The organism is Pseudomonas sp. BNK-45, from assembly GCF_047456255.1.
Taxonomy (GTDB): Bacteria; Pseudomonadota; Gammaproteobacteria; order Pseudomonadales; family Pseudomonadaceae; genus Aquipseudomonas.
Genome location: NZ_CP179909.1, coordinates 2,264,332 through 2,284,481, shown reverse-complemented (window position 1 = coordinate 2,284,481; position 20,150 = coordinate 2,264,332). Strand labels below are relative to the sequence as shown.

The window sequence follows — 20,150 nt, the reverse complement described above, 5'->3', positions numbered from 1 at the left end:
ATTCAACGAATAGAAGGAAACGCTTCATGAGTTCGAACACCTCCCACGGCTGGCTGCACGAGCGTCTGGGCACCATCGTGCTCTGGGCCCTGCTGATCGGCTTCGAGAGCGCCGGGCAGATCGCCACCAAGGTCGGCGGCGATCAGCTGGGGCAGATGGATTTCAACCTGCAATGGCTGGCGGCCGTGGCGGTCAATCCGGGTGTGCTGCTGGCGATTGCCTGCTACATCGGCGCGTTTTTCGTGTGGATGCTGATCCTGCGTCGCAGCAGCCTGTCCCTGGCCTTCCCCTTGAGTTCCCTGGTGTTCGTGGTGGTCCTGCTGGGGTCGTGGCTGGGCCTGGGCGAACAGATCAGCCTGCTGCACTGGATCGGCGTCTTCGTGATCATCGGCGGGATTGCCCTGCTGGCGGAGGGCGAAGAGGCCTGAAGGCCCCTTCGCTGCCAAACCAGCGCCTACGGCGGGGGATTGGCGTCGTGCCCTGGTAGGAGCCGGCTTGCCGGCGAAGGCGATCTTGCGGGCCCCTTCGCTGGCAAGCCAGCTCCTACGGCGGAGGGATTGGCGTAGTGCCTTGGTAGGAGACGGCTTGCCGACGAAGGCGATCTTGCGGGCCCCTTCGCTGGCAAGCCAGCTCCTACGGCGGGGGGATTGGCGTCGAGCCCTGGTAGGAGCCGGCTTGCCGGCGAAGGCGATCTTGCGGGCCCCTTCGCTGGCAAGCCAGCTCCTACGGCGGGGGATTGGCGTAGTGCCTTGGTAGGAGCCGGCTTGCCGGCGAAGGCGATCTTGCCCTCAGGCCTTGCGGTGGGCTACCAGGAAGCCCAGGCCGTGGGACACGGGAATCACTTTCACCCCCGCCGCGCGCTGCTGCTCGCGAATCTCGCGGTGGAAGGCCTTGACCTTGGTCCAGTGCATCTTCGGCCGGTAGTGATGCTCGGCGTGGTAGCCGTTGTTCATCCAGATCAGGTTGTACAGCGGGCTGTAGGAACTCACGCCCCAGGCAATCGGCAGGTCGGGGTTGCCGCCCAGGTGCTCGTAGTAGCCATTGAGGGACGACAGCGATTGCCCCAGGTACCAGAACGGCAGCAGCACCAGTACCGCGTGCCAGTCATACAGCGCCAGGGCCAGGTAGAACGCCACGGTGACGCCGATTTCCACCTTCACCCAGCGCGCATCGTCAGGCCGCTTGCGCTGCATGTCCTGGTAGATCTCCTTGGGATCGTCGCGAAAGAAGCTCAGGAAGGTGTAAGCCCAGGGATTGTCCGGCTGGCCATGCTTGCCGTGCAGGTAGATCGACAGCGGATCCACGGTCTTGCCCTGGGCATCCGGCCGATCGGAGTTGCCACGGTGGTGACGGTTGTGGATGTCGCGGTAAAGGGTCTGGGAAAAACCGATGGTCACCGACAGCAGCAGGTCGAAGGCCCGGTTCATCCACCCCGGGGTGAAGTAGGCGTTATGGATCTGATTGTGGGAAATGCTGTTGATGCTCCACGACAGGCTGACCGCATACAGCAGCGCCGCCGGGAGAATGACCCACCAGGACAGGGCGTGAAAGTCCAGCACCAGCCACAGGACAAAGGCGAAATGCGCCAGGGCCATGACAATCGGGATCAGGTCCCAGAGGGAATGGGCAAGCAGACGGTAGGCGGGTCGAGCCATGAAGAACTTCCTGAGAAATTGAATTCATGACCGCCTTTGCAAAGGCCAGACCAGTTTTCACCGGGGCCACCGCAGGCCGGGGTGCGGCCTGCGGTGGCGCGCTTCAGAACTTGTAGCTGATGGCGGTCTGCACCTGGCCCTGGTTGACCTCGCCCCGATCGCGAACGATGGAGCTGTCCGCGGCGGAGTTGACCAGACGGATCCAGCTGGCACTGGCCACCAGAGACCAGTTGTCCCCCAGGGGGAACTGGAAGCTCTGGCTCAGGGTGAAGTTCTGCATGCCACCGCCGGCGTTGTAGCGATCGATACCGGAGGCCAGGGACTCTTTGGCGCTGACGCCATAGAAGGTATTGGCCTGACGGTCGTCGGCAAAGTGCAGGGTCAGTTCGTTGCTGCCAATGATGCCCATGCCCAGGGGATAGCCGATCTCGCCACCGAGCTTGCCCAGCAGGCCGCCCTGGCCGCCGGCACCGCCGACCGCCTGGCCGACGGTGGCGAACACCCGCCAGAAGTCATCCGGAGCGTATTCAATGAAACCGCCGATATCGGCCATGTCGCGCACGTCCCGCAAGCCGCGCAGCTTGCCGTCGGCGTTGCGCCCCTGCAGGTAGTTGACGTAGGGACCGATGCTCAAGCCATTGCCCTTGAAGGCGCTCCAGGTCAGGCCGTCATCGGTGCTCAGGCTGACATCGCCCCATTCCAGATCCATATAAGGCAGCGGCACCGTGTCGTAACTGCTGCCGGTCGGGTCGTGGGGCTGGTAGCCGAGGCCAAGTCCCAGTTCACCGGTGATACCGGAGTCGGCGGCGGCGCCCATGGCCGCGCCCAGCGACAGCAGGCCGGCCAGTATGGCGGGGAGAGAAAGCCTAGGCATGAGTGAGTTTCCTTGTCTGAACAGCCGCGCATCAATCACCAGAGCGCCCCACGGACGCAAGCACTGATGTTGGTTGTAGCAAGCTACAAAAATTGTAGCCAGAAAACTACAAAACCCCTCCCCGCCCGACCAGAGCCCCGGCCCTGCTGGGTTTTCGCCACTTGGCACAGTCCCTGCTCTACCCCTGCCGCAAGCGCAAACAGCGCTCTTATTCAACAGGTAACAGCAGATGATGCACTGGCATATCGTATGTGACTTCGACGGGACCATCTCCCGCGCCGACGTGATCGATAACGTTCTCCAACGCTTCGCCGACCCGAGCTGGGAAGGCATCGAGCAGGAATGGCTGGACGGTCACATCGGCTCCCGAGAATGCCTCAGCCGCCAACTGGCCCTGGTCAAGGCCTCGCCCGCCGAACTGCTGGGCTACTTCGACAGTGTCGAAATCGACCCCGACTTCCCCGACTTCGTCGATCACGTGATCGGCCTGGGCGCATCCATCGAAGTGGTCAGCGACGGCATCGAACAAGGCATCGCCCGCATCCTGGCACGCAACTACGTGACCCTGCTGCCGATCCTCGCCAACCGCCTGCGCCAGGTCGACCACAACAGCTGGCGCATCGACTTTCCCTACGCCAGCGACGCCTGCCGCGCCGCCTCCGGCAACTGCAAGTGCAAGTCCACCCCGCGGGGCAAACGCGTGCTGGTGATCGGCGACGGCCAGTCGGACATGTGCGTGGCTTCCACCGCCGACTTCGTGTTCGCCAAGGACCGCCTGGCCGACTACTGCGAACGCAACCAGATTCCCCATGCGCGGTTCGACTCCTTCGCCGAACTGCCGGCGTTGCTGGCCAAGCTGCCGAACAACGCCGCCAACGCCACCAATTTCTCTCTTGAAACCCAGGAACTCTTCCACCATGTCTGATATCCGCATCGCGACCGCCGAAGACCAGATCCTTCTGGAAAAAGAAGCCAAGTACTGCTCCTACGGCGATACCGTTCACTACATCGAACCTCCGCGCATTTTCAGCCGCTGCGAAGGCTCCTATGTCTGGGACACCAGCGACCAGGCTTACCTCGACCTGCAGATGTGGTACTCGGCGGTGAACTTCGGCTACGCCAACCCGCGCCTGAACAACGCCCTCAAGCAACAGATCGACACCCTGCCGCAGATCGCCAGCCAGTACCTGCACAAAGGCAAGATCGAACTGTCGGAAATGATCGCCGTGGACGCCAAGAAGAAGTTCGGCCTCGACGGTCGCGTGCACTTCAACGTCGGCGGTTCGCAGTCGGTCGAGGACTCGCTGAAAGTGGTGCGCAACGCCACCAACGGCAAGAGCCTGATGTTCGCCTTCGAAGGCGGCTACCACGGTCGCACCCTGGGTGCCTCGTCGATCACCTCCAGCTACCGCTACCGTCGCCGCTACGGCCACTTCGGCGAGCGCGCGCAGTTCATCCCGTTCCCGTACCACTTCCGCGGCCCCAAGGGCATGACCAAGGAAGAGTACGGCAGCCACTGCGTGCAGCAGTTCGCCCGTCTGTTCGAAACCGAATACAACGGCGTGTGGGACCCTAAAGTCGGCCAGAGCGAATACGCCGCCTTCTACGTCGAGCCGATCCAGGGCACCGGCGGCTACGTGATCCCGCCGATGAACTTCTACAGCGAGCTCAAGCATGTGCTGGACCAGCACGGCATCCTGCTGGTGGTGGACGAAATCCAGATGGGCTTCTACCGCACCGGCAAGCTGTGGTCGATCGAGCACTTCGACGTCAAACCCGACGTGATCGTGTTCGGCAAGGCGCTGACCAACGGCCTCAACCCGCTGGGCGGCATCTGGGCCCGTGAAGAGCTGATCAACCCGGGCGTGTTCCCGCCAGGCTCGACGCACTCGACCTTCGCCTCCAACCCGCTGGGCACCGCCGTGGGCCTGGAAATGTTCAAGATGACCAGCGAGATCGACTACGGCGCGATGGTCATGGAAAAGGGCAAGTACTTCCTGGCCGGCCTGCAAGACCTGCAGAAGCGCTACCCGATCATCGGCGATGTCGACGGTCTGGGCCTGGCCCTGCGCTGCGAAATCTGCACCACCGACGGTTTCACCCCGGACAAGGCGACCCTGGACTTCATGGTCGAGGAAGGCATGAAGGGCGACATCGAAATCAACGGTCAGCGCCTGGGCCTGATCCTCGATGTGGGCGGCTACTACAAGAACGTCATCACCCTGGCCCCGTCGCTGGAAATCAGCTACGCGGAAATCGATCTGGGCATCGCACTGCTGGACCGCCTGCTGGATCGGGCCATGAAGCGATGAGCCAGGCTGAGATCGATCTGGGCGAAGGCGACGCCGGCTTCGTTCTCGGCACGGGTCCGGTCGGGGTCTTGTTGATCCACGGCCTGACCGGCACCCCGACGGAACTCCGTCGGGTGGCCCAGGGCCTGGCCAAGGACGGAACGTGCAGCGTGTACGTTCCGACCCTGCCCGGGCACTGCGGGGACAACAGCGACCTGCAGGCCACCGGCTGGCAGGACTGGTACGAAGGCGTGCGCAAGACCTTTGTCGGCGTGCAGCAGCGTCACCAAGAGGTGTTCGTCGGCGGCCTGTCCATGGGCGCGGTGATGTCCATGTACCTGGCCTCCGAGCATCCGGGCCGGATCAGCGGCCTGCTGATGTACTCCACCACCCTCAAGTACGACGGCTGGAGCATCAACAAGCTGGCGTTCCTCACGCCGTTGCTGATGAAGATCCCCTTTGGCGTGCACATCTGCCGTTTCGAAGAGAAACCGCCCTACGGCATCAAGAACGAACGCCTGCGGGCCATCGTCGAGAAGCAGATGAAAGCCGGCGAAAGCAGCAATGCCGGGCTCCTGACCATGGAGGGCGTAACGGTGCGCGAGTTGCACCGGATGAACGCCGTGGTCAAGAAACGCATGCCTTCGATCATGACCCCGGCCCTGGTGCTGCACTCCAGCGAGGACGACATCACCAGCCCCTGGAACGCCAATTACGTGGAGCGCAAGCTCGGCGGCCCGGTGACCAAGATCCTCCTCGACAACTGCTATCACATGATCACCGTGGACCTGCAGTACCAGCGGGTGATCGAGCTGAGCGTCGACTTCATCCAGCAACGAGTGACCCAGCCCGCCGAACGCGAAGACTACCGACAGCTGGCGTGACTTAAGGAAGAGACGTGATTACCGCCCAAGCCTTTTCAACCATACAGGCCATCGAACGCAGCGCCTGGAATGACTGTTTTCCAGAGGCCCTGGAGGATTGGGATTACTACCTGGCCGTAGAAAAAGCCGCCATTGCCGACTTTCAGTGGCGCTACCTGGCGGTCTTCGAGGGCTCGACCCTGGTGGCGGTGGCACCGGCCTTCACCACCCAGTATCGGCTCGACACCACCGTTTCGGGACTGGCCAAACGCTTTACCGAGCGCCTGGAGCGCCAGTGGCCCGGTGTTCTGCAACTGCGCCTGTACGCCATCGGTTCGCCGGTGGCCGAACAGTGCAACGCCGGCACCGCCAGCCATGTCCCGCCCCAGCGCCGCCAGGCCTTGCTTGAAGAACTGCTGAAACTGGCCCGGCGCGACGCCGACAGCTTTGGCATCGGCCTGCTGGCGGTCAAGGACGCCCCCAGCCACGATCAGCAATGGGCCGACAGCTGCCTGGCCGCCGGCCTGCAAGCCATGCCCAGCCTGCCCACCGCCTTGCTGCCCGTGCCCTTCGCCTCGATCGACGCGTACCTGGGCACCCTGGGCAAATCCACCCGCAAGGACCTGCGCCGCAAACTCCGGGCCCCGGGACCGCGCATCGAATGGCGGCGGCAGATCGACGACGTGCTGCCGGACATCATGCGCCTGTACGAAGCGACCCTGAACCGCAGCGACCTGCAGTTCGAACGCCTGCCGGCGGACTACTTCACGGCGATCCTGGAGCAGTTGGGCGATCGCGCCGCCTGCGTCCTGTACTGGGTCGGCGAGCAGTTGGTGGCGTTCAACCTGATCCTCATCGACCAGCATCGGCTGATCGACAAGTTCTTCGCCCACGACCTCAATGTCAGTCGCGAGCACAACCTGTATTTCCGCAGTTGGCTGGCCAATGTCGACTACTGCATCCAGCAACGGATTCCGCTCTACGAGTGCGGCCAGGCGGGCTATGCCAGCAAACTGCGCCTGGGTTGCCGCTTCACCGGTAACATGCTGTTTTTCCGCCACCGCAATCCGTTGCTCAATGCCCTGCTCAAAGTGATAAAACGCTTTGTTCGCCCGGATCGCTCCGACCCCGCCATGGCTGCTGCAATAAGCGAAAGTACATGACCAGAAAAGATCGTCGCCCGCCTCGCCCCTTCGCCATCTCCCGCTGGAGCCTGCAGCGCAAGCTGGTGCTGGCCTTCTGGCTGGTCAGTGTGATCCCCACCATGATCGCGGCTGAGCTGGCGGCCACCACGCTGTCGGAAATCTTCGACAGCAACGTGCGGATCTGGCTGCAGGAGTCGACCAAGATCGTCGAGGACGAGATCACCGAGATCCTGCGTGACAACGCCCGGATCGCCCAACTGTTCCTGCGCTACACCCGCCCGCCCACCGATCGCAATGCGGCCAAGCACGACAAGCTCACCGCCGACATCGCCGACTCCATGGGCATCGACGTGGTGGCGCTGATTCGCAAGAACGACCACAAAGTGATGTTCACCACCGCCGCCGATGACGTGGTGGGGCAGATCAGCACCGCCTCCAATGCCGTGCTGCAGACGATCCAGGTGGGCGGTGTGGCCACCGGCGCGGTGGTCTCGACCTTCCAGACCCAGCTGGACGGCGTCGACTATCAGCTGTTGATCGCCACCTACCTGGACGCCAGCTTCCTCACCAGCGTGGCCGACGTGCACTCCCTGGACCTGCGCCTGTACCTGGCCAAGGCCGATGACTTCTCCGAGATTTTCGCCACCCAGCGCTTCGAGGATCACCCCCCGCGGGTGCCGCACAAGATCGAAGACATCCTGCGTGCCACGCGCCAGCCCACCGAACAGTTCACCAGCCGCTACAGCGGCCTGTACCGACCGATCTTCAATGACAGCGGCGACCTGGTGGGGGTGATTTTCAGCGGATTGCTGCGCCACAGCAGCCTGGTGGGCCTGGTCAACCAGAGCAACCTGTTCATCCTGATCTTTCTCCTCAGCTCGGCGGCCTCGCTGTGTGTCGGCTGGCTGGTGTCGCAACGCCTGACCCGGCCGCTGCGGGGCCTGTCCAAGGGCGTCCAGGCGGTAATTGCCGGCGACTACCGGCAACGGGTGCCGGTGATCGGTGGCGACGAACTGGCGGAGCTGAGCAGCACCTTCAACCACATGACCGAACGTCTCGGCGAACTGCAGCACCTGGAAGCCCAGTTGCGTCGCCGGGACCGCCTGCACGCCCTGGGCGAAGTGGCCATGGGCCTGGCCCACGAAATCCGCAATCCCCTGGGCATCATCAAGACCGCCACCCAACTGCTGCACCGCCGGGCCAACCTGCCGGAAAACGACAAGCGCCACCTGGAATACGTGATCAGCGAGGTCAGCCGGATCAATGACCTGATCACCGAGTTCCTTGACTTCGCCAAGCCCAGCGCACCGATCCGCGCCACCCAGCCGGCGCGCCCCTTGCTGGAAGAGTTGCTGGGCTTCTGCGCCCCGGAACTGGCGACCCACAACATCGACGCGCGCATCGATGACCAGGCCCCCGGCGCGACCATCCACGCCGACGCCCGGCAGCTCAAGCAGGCCTGCCTGAACCTGATCCTCAACGCCATCGACGCCATGCCCGAGGGCGGCCGCCTGACCCTGGGCATCGCCCAGCAGGAAGACGAAACCATCATCAGCGTCAGCGACACCGGCCAGGGCATCGAGCCGGACATGCTGGAGCGCATTTTCACCCCATTCGTCACCACCAAGGCCTCGGGCACCGGCCTGGGATTGGCTAAAGTCTTCTCGATCATGGAAAGCCATGACGGCCATATCGAGTGCGTCAGCGAAAAAGATGCCGGCGCCACCTTCAGCCTGTACATTCCGGCCAACGGTGAAGAGGACGACGAGGACAGTGATGACGCATAACCTGCTGGTGGTCGACGACGAACCGAAACTCTGCGACCTGCTGTCCTCGGCCCTGAGCCAGGACGGCATTCAGGTGTTCACCGCAAGCAACGGCCTGCACGCCCTCAAGGTGCTGGAGCAGGAGGACATCGACCTGGTGATCAGCGACTGGCGCATGCCGGGCATGGACGGGCCGCAGTTGCTGGGGGAAATCAAGCAGCGCTACCCGAACCTGCCAGTGATCGTGATGACCGCCTACAGCACGGTGAAGAACGCCGTGCAGTCCATGCGCAACGGCGCCTACGACTACATCGCCAAGCCGTTCGATATCGACGAGCTGGACATCACCGTCAGCAAGGCCCTGCAGTTTCGCGACATTCTCAAAGACAACCAGCGCATGCGCGCCGAACTCGACGAACACCAGCAGTTCGACAGTCTGGTGGGCGACAGCCCGACCTTTCGCCAGGTGCTGCAGGCGGTGGACTCGGTGCGCGACAGCAATGCCACCATCCTCCTGACCGGAGAAAGCGGCACCGGCAAGGAAATGGTCGCCAGGGCCATCCACAAGCACGGCAATCGCGCCGACAAGCCGTTTGTCGCGGTCAACTGCGCGGCGATTCCCGAGGGCCTGCTGGAAAGCGAGATGTTCGGCCATCGCAAGGGTGCCTTCACCGGCGCCGTGGCCGACCGCGTCGGGCGCTTTCAGCAGGCCGACAAGGGCACCCTGTTCCTCGACGAAGTGGGCGACATGCCCCTGGCCCTGCAGGCCAAGATTCTCCGCGCCCTGCAGGAACGGGTGATCGAGCCGGTGGGCGACCCGCGAGAGCGCAAGGTCGATGTGCGGGTGATTGCCGCGACCAACAAGAACCTGCTGGAAGCGGTGGCCAACAAGGAATTCCGCGAAGACCTGTACTACCGCCTCAATGTGTTCCCGATCCCCTTGCCGGCGCTGCGCGAACGGGTCGAGGACATCGCCCCGCTGGCCCGCCACTTCGCCCACAGCCTGGGCGCCGCCGCGGGCAAGCGCATCACCGGCTTCAGCCCGCAGGCGCTTCAGGCCATGGCCAGCTACAACTGGCCGGGCAACATTCGCGAACTGCAGAACTGCGTGGAGCGCGCCACCATCGTGGCCCGCGCCTCGGTCATCGAAGAGAGCGACCTGCCGGGCTATCTGTTCGACACCCAGCCCGCGGGAGTCGAAGGCAGCACGCTCCCCGGGGTCGGTGCGCCAGTGCCCAGCGACCTGGATGCAGCCCTGGCGGAGGTGGAACGCAGCTACATCCTCGCAGCCCTCCAGCAGAGCAATGGCGTCCAGGCTGCGGCGGCGCAGATGATCGGCATTTCCGAGCGCAGCTTCTGGTACCGCCTGAAGAAACTCGGCATTCAGGTGGACAAGATCGTTCGCTGACGCGAACAGCGACCAGCTGCAAGCGAAAATCTAGCCGTTTGAGGCTTGGCTCAGAGCATGCGACCCACTTCCAGTGGTTCGATCTGGGCCCAGTGGGACGTGTCTTCGCGATGGTTTTGCAGGTATGGCAGCACCGCCGCCAGCAAGGGTGCCTTGAAAGCTTCCTGGAAACGATGGGCCAGGCCCGGGATCAGTTTCAACTGACTGCCCTGGATCTGCGCCGCCAGGTGCACACCGTGCATCACCGGCAACAGCGGATCGGCGGTGCCGTGCACCACCAGGGTCGGCACCCGCAGTTGCTTGAGCAGCGCCACCCGGCTCGGCTCGGCGAGGATCGCCATGATCTGGCGCTGAACCCCCTGCGGGTTGAACGCCCGGTCATAGGACAACGCAGCCTGATGCAGCAGAACCTGACGATCATCCGCGACCTTCGGGCTGCCCAGGGCCGCCAGCAGGTCCGCCTGCTGCTCCAGGGCCGCTTCGCGGTTCGGTGCATTGCGCCGGGACAATAACTGCACCAGGGCCGCGTTCGGCGCGGGCAGGCCCTCGGCGCCGGAGCTGGTCATGATCAGGGTCAGGCTCTCGACCCGTTGTGGCGCCATGGCCGCCAGGTGCTGGGCAATCATCCCGCCCATGCTCGCCCCCAGCACATGGAACTGCTCGATGTGCAGGGCATTCATCAGCCCCAGGGCATCGTCGGCCATGTCGGTCAGGGTGTAGGGCGCCGACACCGGCAGGCCCAGCTTGTAGCGCAGCACTTCGAAGGTCAGGTTGGCGCTGGCCGGAGCCTGGCGCCAGGTGGACAGGCCGACGTCGCGATTGTCATAGCGAATGACCCGAAAGCCCTGCTGACACAAGGCCATGACCACCTCGTCCGGCCAGTGGATCAATTGCCCGCCCAGCCCCATGACCAGCAACAGCGCCGGATCGGAAGTCCGGCCAATGCTCTGATAGGCCAGGCTCACCTGTGGCAGGTCGACCCGTTGCGTGGATACGTTGACATCGCAGCGCGCGGCCGCAAAGGACAGCTGGCCGAGCAATAGCCCGGCCAGCAGGATGACAGTGGAAAACAATCTTGCCCGCATGGAAAACACCGAAACGCAGAACCCCAGTGGAGCGCGAGTCTGATGAACTTCGATGATTCGCGCTGCCACAGTTGCGTGACAGTTTGATGAAGATTGCCCAGCGGTCATCCCTGGCCGACGAAGAGGATCCGGTGATCGCCTTCGCCGGCCAGGGGCTCAGGCCAGCTGGCTGCGCAGCTGGCGGGCGGCGGCCACCATGTTCACCAGGGCCGCTTCGGTTTCCGGCCAGGCGCGGGTCTTGAGGCCACAGTCGGGGTTGACCCACAGACGCTCGGCGGGAATGCGCCGGGCGGCCTTGCTGATCAGCTTGACCATCTCGGCGGTATCCGGCACCCGTGGCGAGTGGATGTCGTACACCCCCGGGCCGATGTCGTTGGGGTAATCGAAGGCCTCGAAGGCTTGCAGCAACTCCATGTCCGAGCGGGAAGTCTCGATGGTGATCACGTCAGCATCCATGGCGGCGATGGCGTCGATCACGTCGTTGAACTCGCTGTAGCACATGTGGGTATGGATCTGGGTTTCATCCTTCACCCCGGAGGCGCTCAGGCGGAAGGCCTGCACCGCCCAATCCAGGTACTCCTGCCATTGCGCCCGGCGCAGGGGCAGGCCTTCGCGGAACGCTGCCTCGTCGATCTGCACGATCCTGATCCCGGCCCGCTCCAGGTCCTGCACTTCATCGCGCAGGGCCAGGGCCAGCTGCTGGGCCTGGACCTTGCGTGACACGTCCTCTCGGGGGAAGGACCACATGAGCATGGTCACCGGGCCTGTGAGCATGCCTTTCATGATCTTGTCGGTGAGGCTCTGGGCGTACTGGATCCAGTCCACGGTCATGGCCCGGGGCCGGCTCAGGTCGCCGTAGATGATTGCCGGCTTGACGCAGCGCGAACCGTAGCTCTGGACCCAGCCGAAACGGGTGAACAGGTAGCCGTCCAGCTGTTCGGCGAAGTACTCCACCATGTCGTTGCGCTCGGCTTCGCCGTGGACCAGCACGTCCAGGCCCAGGCGCTCCTGAATCTCCACCGCGTGACGGATCTCACGGTGCATGGCGTCGGTGTAGTCATTGAGCGACAGCTTGCCTTGCTTGTAGGCCTGGCGCGCCAGGCGGATCGACGAGGTCTGCGGGAAAGAGCCGATGGTGGTGGTGGGAAAGGCCGGCAGTTGCAGGCGAGCCCGCTGCTGCTCGATGCGTCGGGCAAAGGGCGAGCGACGCTGGCTGTCGGCGGCGCTGATGGCCTCGACCCGCGCCTGGACCTGGGGCTTGTGAATCCGTGGCGAGCGGGCGCGACTGGCCTGGACCGCCCGGCTTTGCGCCAGGGCCGCCTGCACCGCCGGGGCCTGGGGATCGTTCAGGGCATCGCGCAGGACCGAGATCTCGCCACATTTCTGCACGGCGAAGGCCAGCCAGCTTTTCAGTTCGGCATCCAGCTGATCTTCCCGGGACAGGTCCACCGGGCTGTGCAGCAGGGAGCAGGAACTGCTGACCCAAAGGTTGTCGCCAAAACGCTCCTGGGCCACCTGCAGCTGTTGCAGGGCCTGCTCCAGTTCGCAGCGCCAGACGTTGCGCCCGTTGACCAGCCCCACCGAAAGAATCTTGTAGGTCGGCAGCCGGTCCAGGACCTGGCCCAGTTGTTCCGGGGCCCGCACCGCGTCGATGTGCAAACCGTCCACCGGCAGGCCCACCGCCAGGCCCAGGTTGTCTTCCAAGCCGCTGAAGTAGGTGGCCACCAGCTTTTTCAAGGGCGAGTACTGAAGGATGTGGTAAGCCCGCTCGAAGGCGCTTTTCCATTCCTGGGGCAGGTCGAGGGTCAGGATCGGCTCGTCGATCTGCACCCATTCCACGCCCTGGGCCTTGAGCCGGTTGAGGATCTCGCCGTACAGCGGCAACAGGCGCTCCAGCAGATCGAGCTTGTTGAAGGCGTTGCCCTTGGCCTTGCCTAGCCACAGGTAGGTCAAGGGGCCGATGATCACCGGCTTGACCTGATGCCCCAGGGCATGGGCCTCTTCGACCTCGTCGAACAACTGCTCCCAGCTCAGCTGGAAAGCCTGGTCGGCGCTGAATTCAGGGACCAGGTAGTGGTAGTTGGTGTCGAACCACTTGGTCAGTTCCTGGGCGTATTGCGCCTGCCCCTGCTCGCCGCAGCAACCGCTGGACGCGCCGCGGGCCATGGCGAACAGGGTGTCCAGGGTCGGGCGGCCCTGGGCATCGCGAAGGTTGTCGAAGCGCTCGGGAATCACTCCAAAGGTCAGGGAGTGGGTGAGCACCTGGTCGTACCAGGCGAAATCGCCCACCGGCAGCAGGTCGATGCCGGCGTCTTTCTGCAATTGCCAGTGCCGGGCCCGCAGCTCGCGACCAATCCCCTGCAAGGCGGCCTGATCGAGGTCGCCCTTCCAGTGGGACTCAAGGGCTTTTTTCAGTTCGCGGTCAGCGCCGATGCGGGGAAAACCGAGGGTGTGGGCCAGTGCCATGGGAAAGTGCCTCCTTGTAAAAGATGGCGCTATTGTCGACAGCCCGAGCAACATGAGACAAACTCAACCTTTTCGTGTTGATCACAAAATTTACTCATGGAGGAACTGGTGCTCGAAATCCGTCACCTGAAGACCCTGCACGCCCTGCGCGAAGCCGACAGCCTGGTTGAAGCCGCCGAACGCCTGCACCTGACCCAGTCCGCCCTGTCCCATCAGTTCAAGGAACTTGAAGAGCGCCTGGGCATGCCGTTGTTCGTGCGCAAGACCAAACCGGTGCGCTTCACCAGCGCCGGCCTGCGCCTGCTGCAACTGGCGGACGCGACCCTGCCCCTGCTGCGCGGCGCCGAACGGGACATCGCCCGCCTGGCCGGCGGCACCGCCGGCCGCTTGCACATGGCCATCGAATGCCACAGCTGCTTCCAATGGTTGATGCCGACCATCGATCAGTTTCGCGACGCCTGGCCGGAAGTGGAGCTGGACCTGGCCTCGGGCTTTTCCTTCGCCCCGCTGCCCGCCCTGGCCCGGGGTGACCTGGATCTGGTGGTGACCTCCGATCCGGTGGAATTGACCGGTATCACCTATGTGCCGCTGTTCACCTACGAAGCCATGCTCGCCGCGGCCAACCAGCACGCCCTGGCGAACAGGCCCTACATAGTGCCCGAAGACCTGCTGAACGAAACCCTGATCACCTACCCGGTGGAACGGGACCGCCTGGACATCTTCACCCGCTTCCTGGAACCGGCGGACATCGAGCCGGCGCAGGTGCGCACCTCGGAACTGACGGTGATGATGATGCAGTTGGTGGCCAGCGGCCGCGGTGTGTGCGGCATGCCCCACTGGGCCCTGCATGAATACAGCTCACGGGGCTATGTGAAGGCCAAGCGCCTGGGTGAAAAGGGACTGTTCGCCACGCTGTACGCCGCGGTTCGCGCCGACATGCTGGACGCGCCCTACATGCGTGATTTCCTGCTGACGGCCAAGGACACCTCGTTCTCGACCCTGGACGGTGTCAGCGCGGTACGCTGATCCGCCAGGCACCGGCTGGCCAGCGACCGGGCCCCGCGGCCCGGTTCACGCGTCGACCGGCACTTCCCGCCACATATGGATCTTGTCGAAATAGTCGTCCCCCACGCGCACCGCCTGGGGTTCCAGACCGAACTGGACAAAGCCGCAGCGCCGGTACAAGGACAGCGCCGGGTCATTGCCCGCCGTCACTGTCAGTTGCACCAGGCGCAGTCCTTCATAGCGCGCCGCCTCGGCCAGCAGTTGCTGCACCAGTTGCCGGCCCAAGCCGCTGCCACGTTGCTCGGCGGTGACGTAGAGGCCGAACAGGGTCGCCTTGTGCCGGGCCTTTTCCCGCAGCTCGAAGGCCAGGCCGACGATCCCTGCCAGCCGGCCCTGGACAAAGGCTCCGAGCATCAGGTCCAGCTCCCCGTCCAGACGGGCGCCCCACCAGGCCAGGGGCAGCTTCTCGCGCTCCCTGACACTGGAGGTGAACGCCTGGGGATGGCGCTCATAGGCCTCGAGCATCAAGGCCCGGTATTGCTCGGCGTCGTCAGGCGTCAGGTGCTGGATCTGCAGGCTCATGCGGGATCGTCAGGGCGTGATAGTCAGTTGGTACGGCGTTGTTCGAACATCAAGCGCACCGCCAGCCCCGCCAGCACGAACCCCATGAAGTAGCGCTGTACCGCGAGCCAGGTCGGGTTGTTGGCGAACCAGGAGGCAATGCCCGCGGCAAACAGCGCGATCAGCAGGTTCACCGAGAAGCTCACGCTGATCTGGGTCATACCGAGAATCAGGCTCTGGGAGAACACCGAACCGTGTTCGGGGTTGATGAACTGGGGAAAGATCGACAGGTAGAACATGGCGATCTTGGGGTTCAGGGCGCTGGTCAGGAACCCCATGGTCACCAGCTTGCGCGGCGAGTCCGCCGGCAGTTGCTGGGCTTCGAACGGCGAGCGGGCGCCCGGCTTGAGCGCCTGCCAGGCCAGCCACAGCAGGTACAGGGCACCGGCCCACTTGAGCACTTCATAGGCCAGGGGCACCGCCATGAATACCGCGGTCAGCCCCAGGGCGGCCGCGAACAGGTGGACAAAGAAACCCGCCACAACGCCCAACAGCGAAGTGACGCCGGCCTTGCGCCCCTGGCAGATCGAACGGGATATCAGGTAGATCATGTTCGGCCCGGGGGTCAGTACCATCAACAGCGACGCGGCAGCGAAGATCAGGAAATCGTGGAGTGGAATCATGGCAGTCCTTGGCGAGCGGGGGGGAGGTCAGGCGAGATCCGCCTGGGCCTGGCGATAAAACGGCAAGATCAGATCCCGTGTCAACGGCGCCAGGAATAAATCGCCATCGCCGGCCGGATCGATCCAGCGCACCTCCTCGATCTCTGCCGCCGCAAGCACCGGTGCATCGATGTGGACCAGAAAGACTTCGGCCTGCACCACATGCCCGGGTTCGTTCGCCGCCGGCGCGGAAAACTGCTGCAGGTAGCGAGCCTGGCTCGGGTCGATGCGCAACCCCAGCTCCTCCTCCAGCTCCCGGGCCAGGGCCTGCACCGGCAGCTCGCCGGGCTCGATCTTGCCACCGGGTTGCATGAAGGCCAGCGTGCCGCGCTTGCGCACCAGCAGGGTGTGGCCGTCGGCCCCGATCAACAGGGCCGCGGCGATACGAATCAGGGAAGGTACAGCAACGCAAGACAGCGACATGGGCATCCGAAACCTTGAACAAGAGGGCGCAAGGATCCCATGCCCGGCGGCCGCTCGTCATCCGCCAACAGCGCCTTGACCGACCCGCTGCCGCTCGCCTCAAGCCTGGGCCGGCTGCTCCCGGGGCAGTTTGACGAACACGCTGTAGCGGCCGCCCTCCATGGTTTCAAAGGCGATCAGCTTGTCCACCAGGGGCATGCTCAACACCTTGCCGGCGTTGAGCAGCAGCATGCCGTTGTCGGCATTCAGGTTGCGCGCCAGCACCATGCCCGCCTGCAGCTCCCGGGTGCTCAGGACCTTGACCGAAGGGTCGCCCAGGGTCACGTCGCTCAGGTACACCGAACACACCTGGATGAAGCCTTCCACCAGTTGCGGATCGTACAGCCGGCCGGCGTACTTGCGGATGAACACCAGGGCCTCGTCGCTGTTCATGCGGCGTTCGAGGATCAGCCCGCACTGCAGTTCGACAAAATCCACCGCCAGCTTGAGCAGCCGCGAGCCCAGGGGAATTGCCTCGCCCTTGAGGTGATCGGGAAAGCCCGTGCCGTCCCAGTGCTCCTGATGGTGACGGATCAGACGCGCGGCATCCTGCACCGGTTCCAGGGTCATCAGCAGGGACTCGCTCTGCGCCGGATAGGCCCGATAACGCTCGCGCTCATGGTGATGCAGCAAATCGGCCGGGGTGATCATCATGCTGTCGCTCCAGCTCAGCTTGCCGATGTTGTGCAGGGCCGCGGCCATGGCCAGGTCGCGCTGGGCCACGGCGTCGATGCCCTGGACCTTGCAGTAGGCGCGCACCAGTTCGATGATCCGGCGATTGGTCTGCTTGTCGCTGGGCAGACGCTGGTTCACCAGCAGCGAGAACAGCTCGGCGCCGGTGGCATAACTGTGCTTGAGCTCTTCATAGGCCAGATCGAGCATGTCGGCGGTTTGCTGCAACTCGGCGGTACGGGCCGCAACCCGCTTCTCGAGCAAGGCATTGACCGCCTTGAGCTCGCGATTCTGCTGCTGGGCCAGGGCTTCCAGGCGCTGGCGCTCGCGTTCGGAGTGCTGATGGTCCAGGGCCTGGCGCAGGGTCAGCAGCAACTCCTGGTCATCCCAGGGCTTGCTCAGGTAACGGTAGATTTCCCCTTCGTTGATGGCCTTGGCGATCAGCTTCAAGTCCGGATCACCGGTCAGCAGGATGCGCGTGGTGGCCGGATAGTCCTGGTGCATGCGCGCCAGCAGGGTCGCGCCGTCCACCTGCGGCAGATGGGCGGCGCTGATCACCAGGTCCACTTCCTCGCGGGCCATGACCTGCAACGCCTCGCCGGCATCGTGGGCCAGGAACAGGCGGTAGTCATGGGCGCTGAGCAGCTGATGCAGGCGTTGCAGAATGGTGTCCTGGCTATCCACCAGCAGGACCCCGGGCAAGCGTGTGACTGTGGCAACGTTTAGTTCACCCATGAGACACCTCGGGTCACCATCGATGCACATGTCCTTGATGAGTTGGACTGGCAACCGCAATCCCTGTCGCCTGATTCAAGACTAGAAGAATTTCCAGCCCAATGATGGCTTTTTAATGCCATCCATCCGTTGCCAGCGTCCAAGCGCGGCCAGGAGCAGGCGCCGCCCTCAGGCAACGCCCGCCGGCCAGGTCCTCACTTGGCCGCTTTGCCGCTGGAGCCGAATGAAGCGAAACGCTTGTTGAAGCCGGCGATACGGCCTTCGGACTGGGTCTTGCGCTGCTGGCCGGTGTACACCGGGTGCGAGGCGCTGGACACGTCCAGGGTCACGTAAGGGTAGGTCTTGCCGTCGCTGTGGGTGTGCGTGCGATCGGTGTCGACGGTGGAGCCGATGAGAAAGAACACGTCGGCGGCGGTGTCGTGAAAAAGCACGGTGCGATAGTCGGGGTGGATGTTGGGTTTCATCGGAGTCTCCAGCGGCTGGGGTAAAAATACTGTTATACAGTAACAATAAACCCAGCTCAAACGAGAATTTATCGCAATAAGATCCTGCAACAATGGTCTAACGCCAGCCCTGATCCGCCGATTCAGGCTTGCCCGCACGGCACTGGCGGGCCAGTATGCTGGCCTGCGACGCTCTGACACAGCCGTGAATTCCTATAAGAAATACCCGCGCAGCTCACCGTCCCAGCCGTTCGGTGGCGCTGTCGATTACCCGTTGCCCAGGCACCTGCTGCCTGATTGAACCGATGAGTCCGAACCAAGGAAACCGTATGAGCCTGTCCCTTCTGAGCCGCTACGCCTTCTTTGCCGCCTGCGTGATGTTCACCCTCGCCAGCCTGCCCTTTCTCGAACACGACTGGCTCTGGCCATTCACCCTGGTCACCGGCCTGCTGAGCCTGCTGGGGATCTTCGATCTGCTGCAAAGCCCGCACGCGGTGCGGCGCAACTACCCGATCCTGGGCAATATCCGTTACCTGGTGGAAGGCATCCGTCCGGAGATCCGCCAATACCTGCTGGAGTCCGACAGCGACGCCCTGCCCTTTTCCCGCGCCCAGCGCTCGCTGGTGTACTCGCGGGCCAAGAACGAAAGCGCCGACAAGCCCTTCGGCACCCTGATCGACGTCTATCAATCGGGCTTCGAGTTCATCGGCCACTCCATGCGTCCGGCGCCCCTGAGCGATCCCAGCAGCTTTCGCGTGACAGTCGGCGGCCCGCAATGCACCCAGCCTTATTCGGCCTCGGTATTCAACATCTCGGCGATGAGCTTCGGCTCCCTCAGCGCCAACGCCATCCGCGCCCTGAACCAGGGCGCCAAGCTCGGCAACTTCGCCCACGACACCGGTGAAGGCAGCATCAGCCCCTACCACCGCGAACACGGCGGCGACCTGACCTGGGAACTGGGCAGCGGCTACTTCGGCTGCCGCACCGCCGACGGTCGCTTCGACCCCGAGCGCTTCGCCACCCAGGCGCAGAACCCGCAAGTGCGGATGATCGAAATCAAGATGAGCCAGGGCGCCAAGCCGGGCCACGGCGGCATCCTGCCCAAGCACAAGGTGACCCAGGAAATTGCCGACACCCGCGGCATCCGCATGGGCGAGGACTGCATTTCGCCATCGAGCCACAGTGCCTTTTCCACCCCGATCGAAATGATGCACTTCATCCAGCAGTTGCGTGAGCTGTCCGGCGGCAAACCGGTGGGCTTCAAGTTCTGCCTGGGCCACCCGTGGGAATTCATGGGCATTGCCAAGGCCATACTGGAAACCGGCATCCTTCCGGACTTCATCGTGGTCGACGGCAAGGAAGGCGGCACCGGCGCGGCACCGGTGGAATTCACCGACCACATCGGCGCACCGATGCGCGAAGGCCTGCTGTTCGTCCACAACACCCTGGTGGGCCTGAACCTGCGAGACAAGATCAAGCTCGGCGCCAGCGGCAAGATCGTCAGCGCCTTCGACATCGCCAGCGTGCTGGCCATCGGCGCCGACTGGGCCAACTCGGCCCGCGGCTTCATGTTCGCCATCGGCTGCATCCAGTCGCAAAGCTGCCACACCAACAAGTGCCCGACCGGCGTGGCCACCCAGGACAACCTGCGCCAGCGCGCCCTGGTGGTGCCGGACAAGGCCCAGCGGGTCTACAGTTTCCACCGCAATACCCTCAAGGCCCTGGCAGAAATGCTCGCCGCCGCCGGCCTGCAACACCCTTCGCAACTGGAAGCCAAGCACTTGGTGCGGCGCATGTCGGCCACCGAGATCAAGCTGTTCTCCCAGTTGCACGTGTTCCTCAAGCCCGGCGAACTGCTGACCGGCGAGGTCAACGGCGAGTTCTACTCGCGCATGTGGCAACTGGCCCGGGCCGACAGCTTCGAACCCAATACCCAAGCCGCGGCTTAACCCCCTATTGCCCGACGCTGCCCGGTTGCCGGGGAGCGCCGGGCGACA

18 protein-coding genes are annotated in these 20,150 nt (G+C 64.0%); 9 read left to right on the top strand and 9 right to left on the bottom strand.

Going from position 1 to position 20,150, the window contains the following annotated elements:
• Positions 1 to 26 precede the first annotated feature (26 nt).
• The gene (locus tag ACMGG8_RS10660) at positions 27 to 428 is read left to right on the top strand and encodes an EamA family transporter (protein WP_016964655.1); all 402 of its coding nucleotides are present in this window, start codon (positions 27 to 29) and stop codon (positions 426 to 428) included.
• Between the two features lie 360 nt (positions 429 to 788).
• Here ACMGG8_RS10660 and ACMGG8_RS10655 read toward each other — a convergent pair whose 3' ends face one another.
• On the bottom strand, positions 789 to 1,655 hold the full coding sequence (locus ACMGG8_RS10655; RefSeq protein ID WP_060844477.1) for a fatty acid desaturase family protein: 867 nt from the start codon (positions 1,653 to 1,655) through the stop codon (positions 789 to 791).
• Between the two features lie 103 nt (positions 1,656 to 1,758).
• Complete coding sequence (locus tag ACMGG8_RS10650; protein WP_060840815.1) at positions 1,759 to 2,529, bottom strand: MipA/OmpV family protein; 771 nt, start codon at positions 2,527 to 2,529, stop codon at positions 1,759 to 1,761.
• A 229-nt stretch (positions 2,530 to 2,758) separates the two neighbouring features.
• On the opposite strand from ACMGG8_RS10650, the gene ACMGG8_RS10645 reads away from it, so the two are divergent.
• The 6 genes from ACMGG8_RS10645 to ACMGG8_RS10620 are packed head-to-tail and all read left to right on the top strand — an operon-like array spanning position 2,759 to position 10,002.
• Positions 2,759 to 3,454: an HAD-IB family phosphatase gene (locus tag ACMGG8_RS10645; protein WP_060840816.1), complete on the top strand. Its 696-nt coding sequence runs from the start codon at positions 2,759 to 2,761 to the stop codon at positions 3,452 to 3,454.
• A complete protein-coding gene (locus ACMGG8_RS10640) occupies positions 3,447 to 4,841 on the top strand; it encodes an aspartate aminotransferase family protein (RefSeq protein ID WP_047288922.1) in 1,395 nt (464 codons plus the stop codon). The genes ACMGG8_RS10645 and ACMGG8_RS10640 overlap by 8 nt, the downstream gene beginning before the upstream one ends.
• Positions 4,838 to 5,704, top strand: coding sequence for an alpha/beta hydrolase (locus ACMGG8_RS10635; RefSeq protein WP_060840817.1), 867 nt, complete (start codon positions 4,838 to 4,840; stop codon positions 5,702 to 5,704). The genes ACMGG8_RS10640 and ACMGG8_RS10635 overlap by 4 nt, the downstream gene beginning before the upstream one ends.
• A gap of 14 nt (positions 5,705 to 5,718) precedes the next feature.
• Positions 5,719 to 6,846, top strand: coding sequence for a GNAT family N-acetyltransferase (locus ACMGG8_RS10630; RefSeq protein WP_060844479.1), 1,128 nt, complete (start codon positions 5,719 to 5,721; stop codon positions 6,844 to 6,846).
• Positions 6,843 to 8,615 carry a sensor histidine kinase gene (locus ACMGG8_RS10625; RefSeq protein WP_060840819.1) on the top strand — a complete coding sequence of 591 codons (1,773 nt, stop codon included), beginning with the start codon at positions 6,843 to 6,845 and terminating at the stop codon, positions 8,613 to 8,615. Before ACMGG8_RS10630 ends, ACMGG8_RS10625 begins: the two co-directional genes overlap by 4 nt.
• Positions 8,605 to 10,002 (top strand): sigma-54-dependent transcriptional regulator, encoded by a 1,398-nt coding sequence (locus tag ACMGG8_RS10620; protein ID WP_129406408.1) that lies wholly within the window; start codon positions 8,605 to 8,607, stop codon positions 10,000 to 10,002. Before ACMGG8_RS10625 ends, ACMGG8_RS10620 begins: the two co-directional genes overlap by 11 nt.
• Positions 10,003 to 10,052: 50 nt before the next feature.
• Here ACMGG8_RS10620 and ACMGG8_RS10615 read toward each other — a convergent pair whose 3' ends face one another.
• Entirely contained in the window at positions 10,053 to 11,087 is a 1,035-nt protein-coding gene (locus ACMGG8_RS10615; RefSeq protein WP_414159562.1) for an alpha/beta fold hydrolase, read from the bottom strand.
• 156 nt (positions 11,088 to 11,243) lie between these two features.
• On the bottom strand, positions 11,244 to 13,553 hold the full coding sequence (gene metE / locus ACMGG8_RS10610; RefSeq protein WP_060840822.1) for a 5-methyltetrahydropteroyltriglutamate--homocysteine S-methyltransferase: 2,310 nt from the start codon (positions 13,551 to 13,553) through the stop codon (positions 11,244 to 11,246).
• A gap of 108 nt (positions 13,554 to 13,661) precedes the next feature.
• Between metE and metR the strand changes: the two genes are divergently transcribed.
• On the top strand, positions 13,662 to 14,579 hold the full coding sequence (metR, locus tag ACMGG8_RS10605; RefSeq protein WP_414159561.1) for a transcriptional regulator MetR: 918 nt from the start codon (positions 13,662 to 13,664) through the stop codon (positions 14,577 to 14,579).
• A gap of 45 nt (positions 14,580 to 14,624) precedes the next feature.
• On the opposite strand, the gene ACMGG8_RS10600 is transcribed toward metR, so the two are convergent.
• From ACMGG8_RS10600 to ACMGG8_RS10580, 5 genes are all read right to left on the bottom strand, one after another.
• A complete protein-coding gene (locus ACMGG8_RS10600) occupies positions 14,625 to 15,134 on the bottom strand; it encodes a GNAT family N-acetyltransferase (RefSeq protein WP_060845173.1) in 510 nt (169 codons plus the stop codon).
• 29 nt (positions 15,135 to 15,163) lie between these two features.
• Positions 15,164 to 15,802 carry a LysE family translocator gene (locus ACMGG8_RS10595; RefSeq protein ID WP_060840824.1) on the bottom strand — a complete coding sequence of 213 codons (639 nt, stop codon included), beginning with the start codon at positions 15,800 to 15,802 and terminating at the stop codon, positions 15,164 to 15,166.
• A gap of 27 nt (positions 15,803 to 15,829) precedes the next feature.
• A complete protein-coding gene (locus tag ACMGG8_RS10590; protein ID WP_414159560.1) occupies positions 15,830 to 16,264 on the bottom strand; it encodes an NUDIX hydrolase in 435 nt (144 codons plus the stop codon).
• Between the two features lie 99 nt (positions 16,265 to 16,363).
• Positions 16,364 to 17,710 carry an HD domain-containing phosphohydrolase gene (locus ACMGG8_RS10585; RefSeq protein WP_060840826.1) on the bottom strand — a complete coding sequence of 449 codons (1,347 nt, stop codon included), beginning with the start codon at positions 17,708 to 17,710 and terminating at the stop codon, positions 16,364 to 16,366.
• A 194-nt stretch (positions 17,711 to 17,904) separates the two neighbouring features.
• Positions 17,905 to 18,174: a type B 50S ribosomal protein L31 gene (locus ACMGG8_RS10580; RefSeq protein ID WP_092310928.1), complete on the bottom strand. Its 270-nt coding sequence runs from the start codon at positions 18,172 to 18,174 to the stop codon at positions 17,905 to 17,907.
• A 308-nt stretch (positions 18,175 to 18,482) separates the two neighbouring features.
• Here ACMGG8_RS10580 and ACMGG8_RS10575 point away from each other — a divergent pair, with 308 nt between their 5' ends.
• On the top strand, positions 18,483 to 20,102 hold the full coding sequence (locus ACMGG8_RS10575; protein ID WP_414159559.1) for an FMN-binding glutamate synthase family protein: 1,620 nt from the start codon (positions 18,483 to 18,485) through the stop codon (positions 20,100 to 20,102).
• The last annotated feature ends 48 nt before the right edge of the window (positions 20,103 to 20,150 follow it).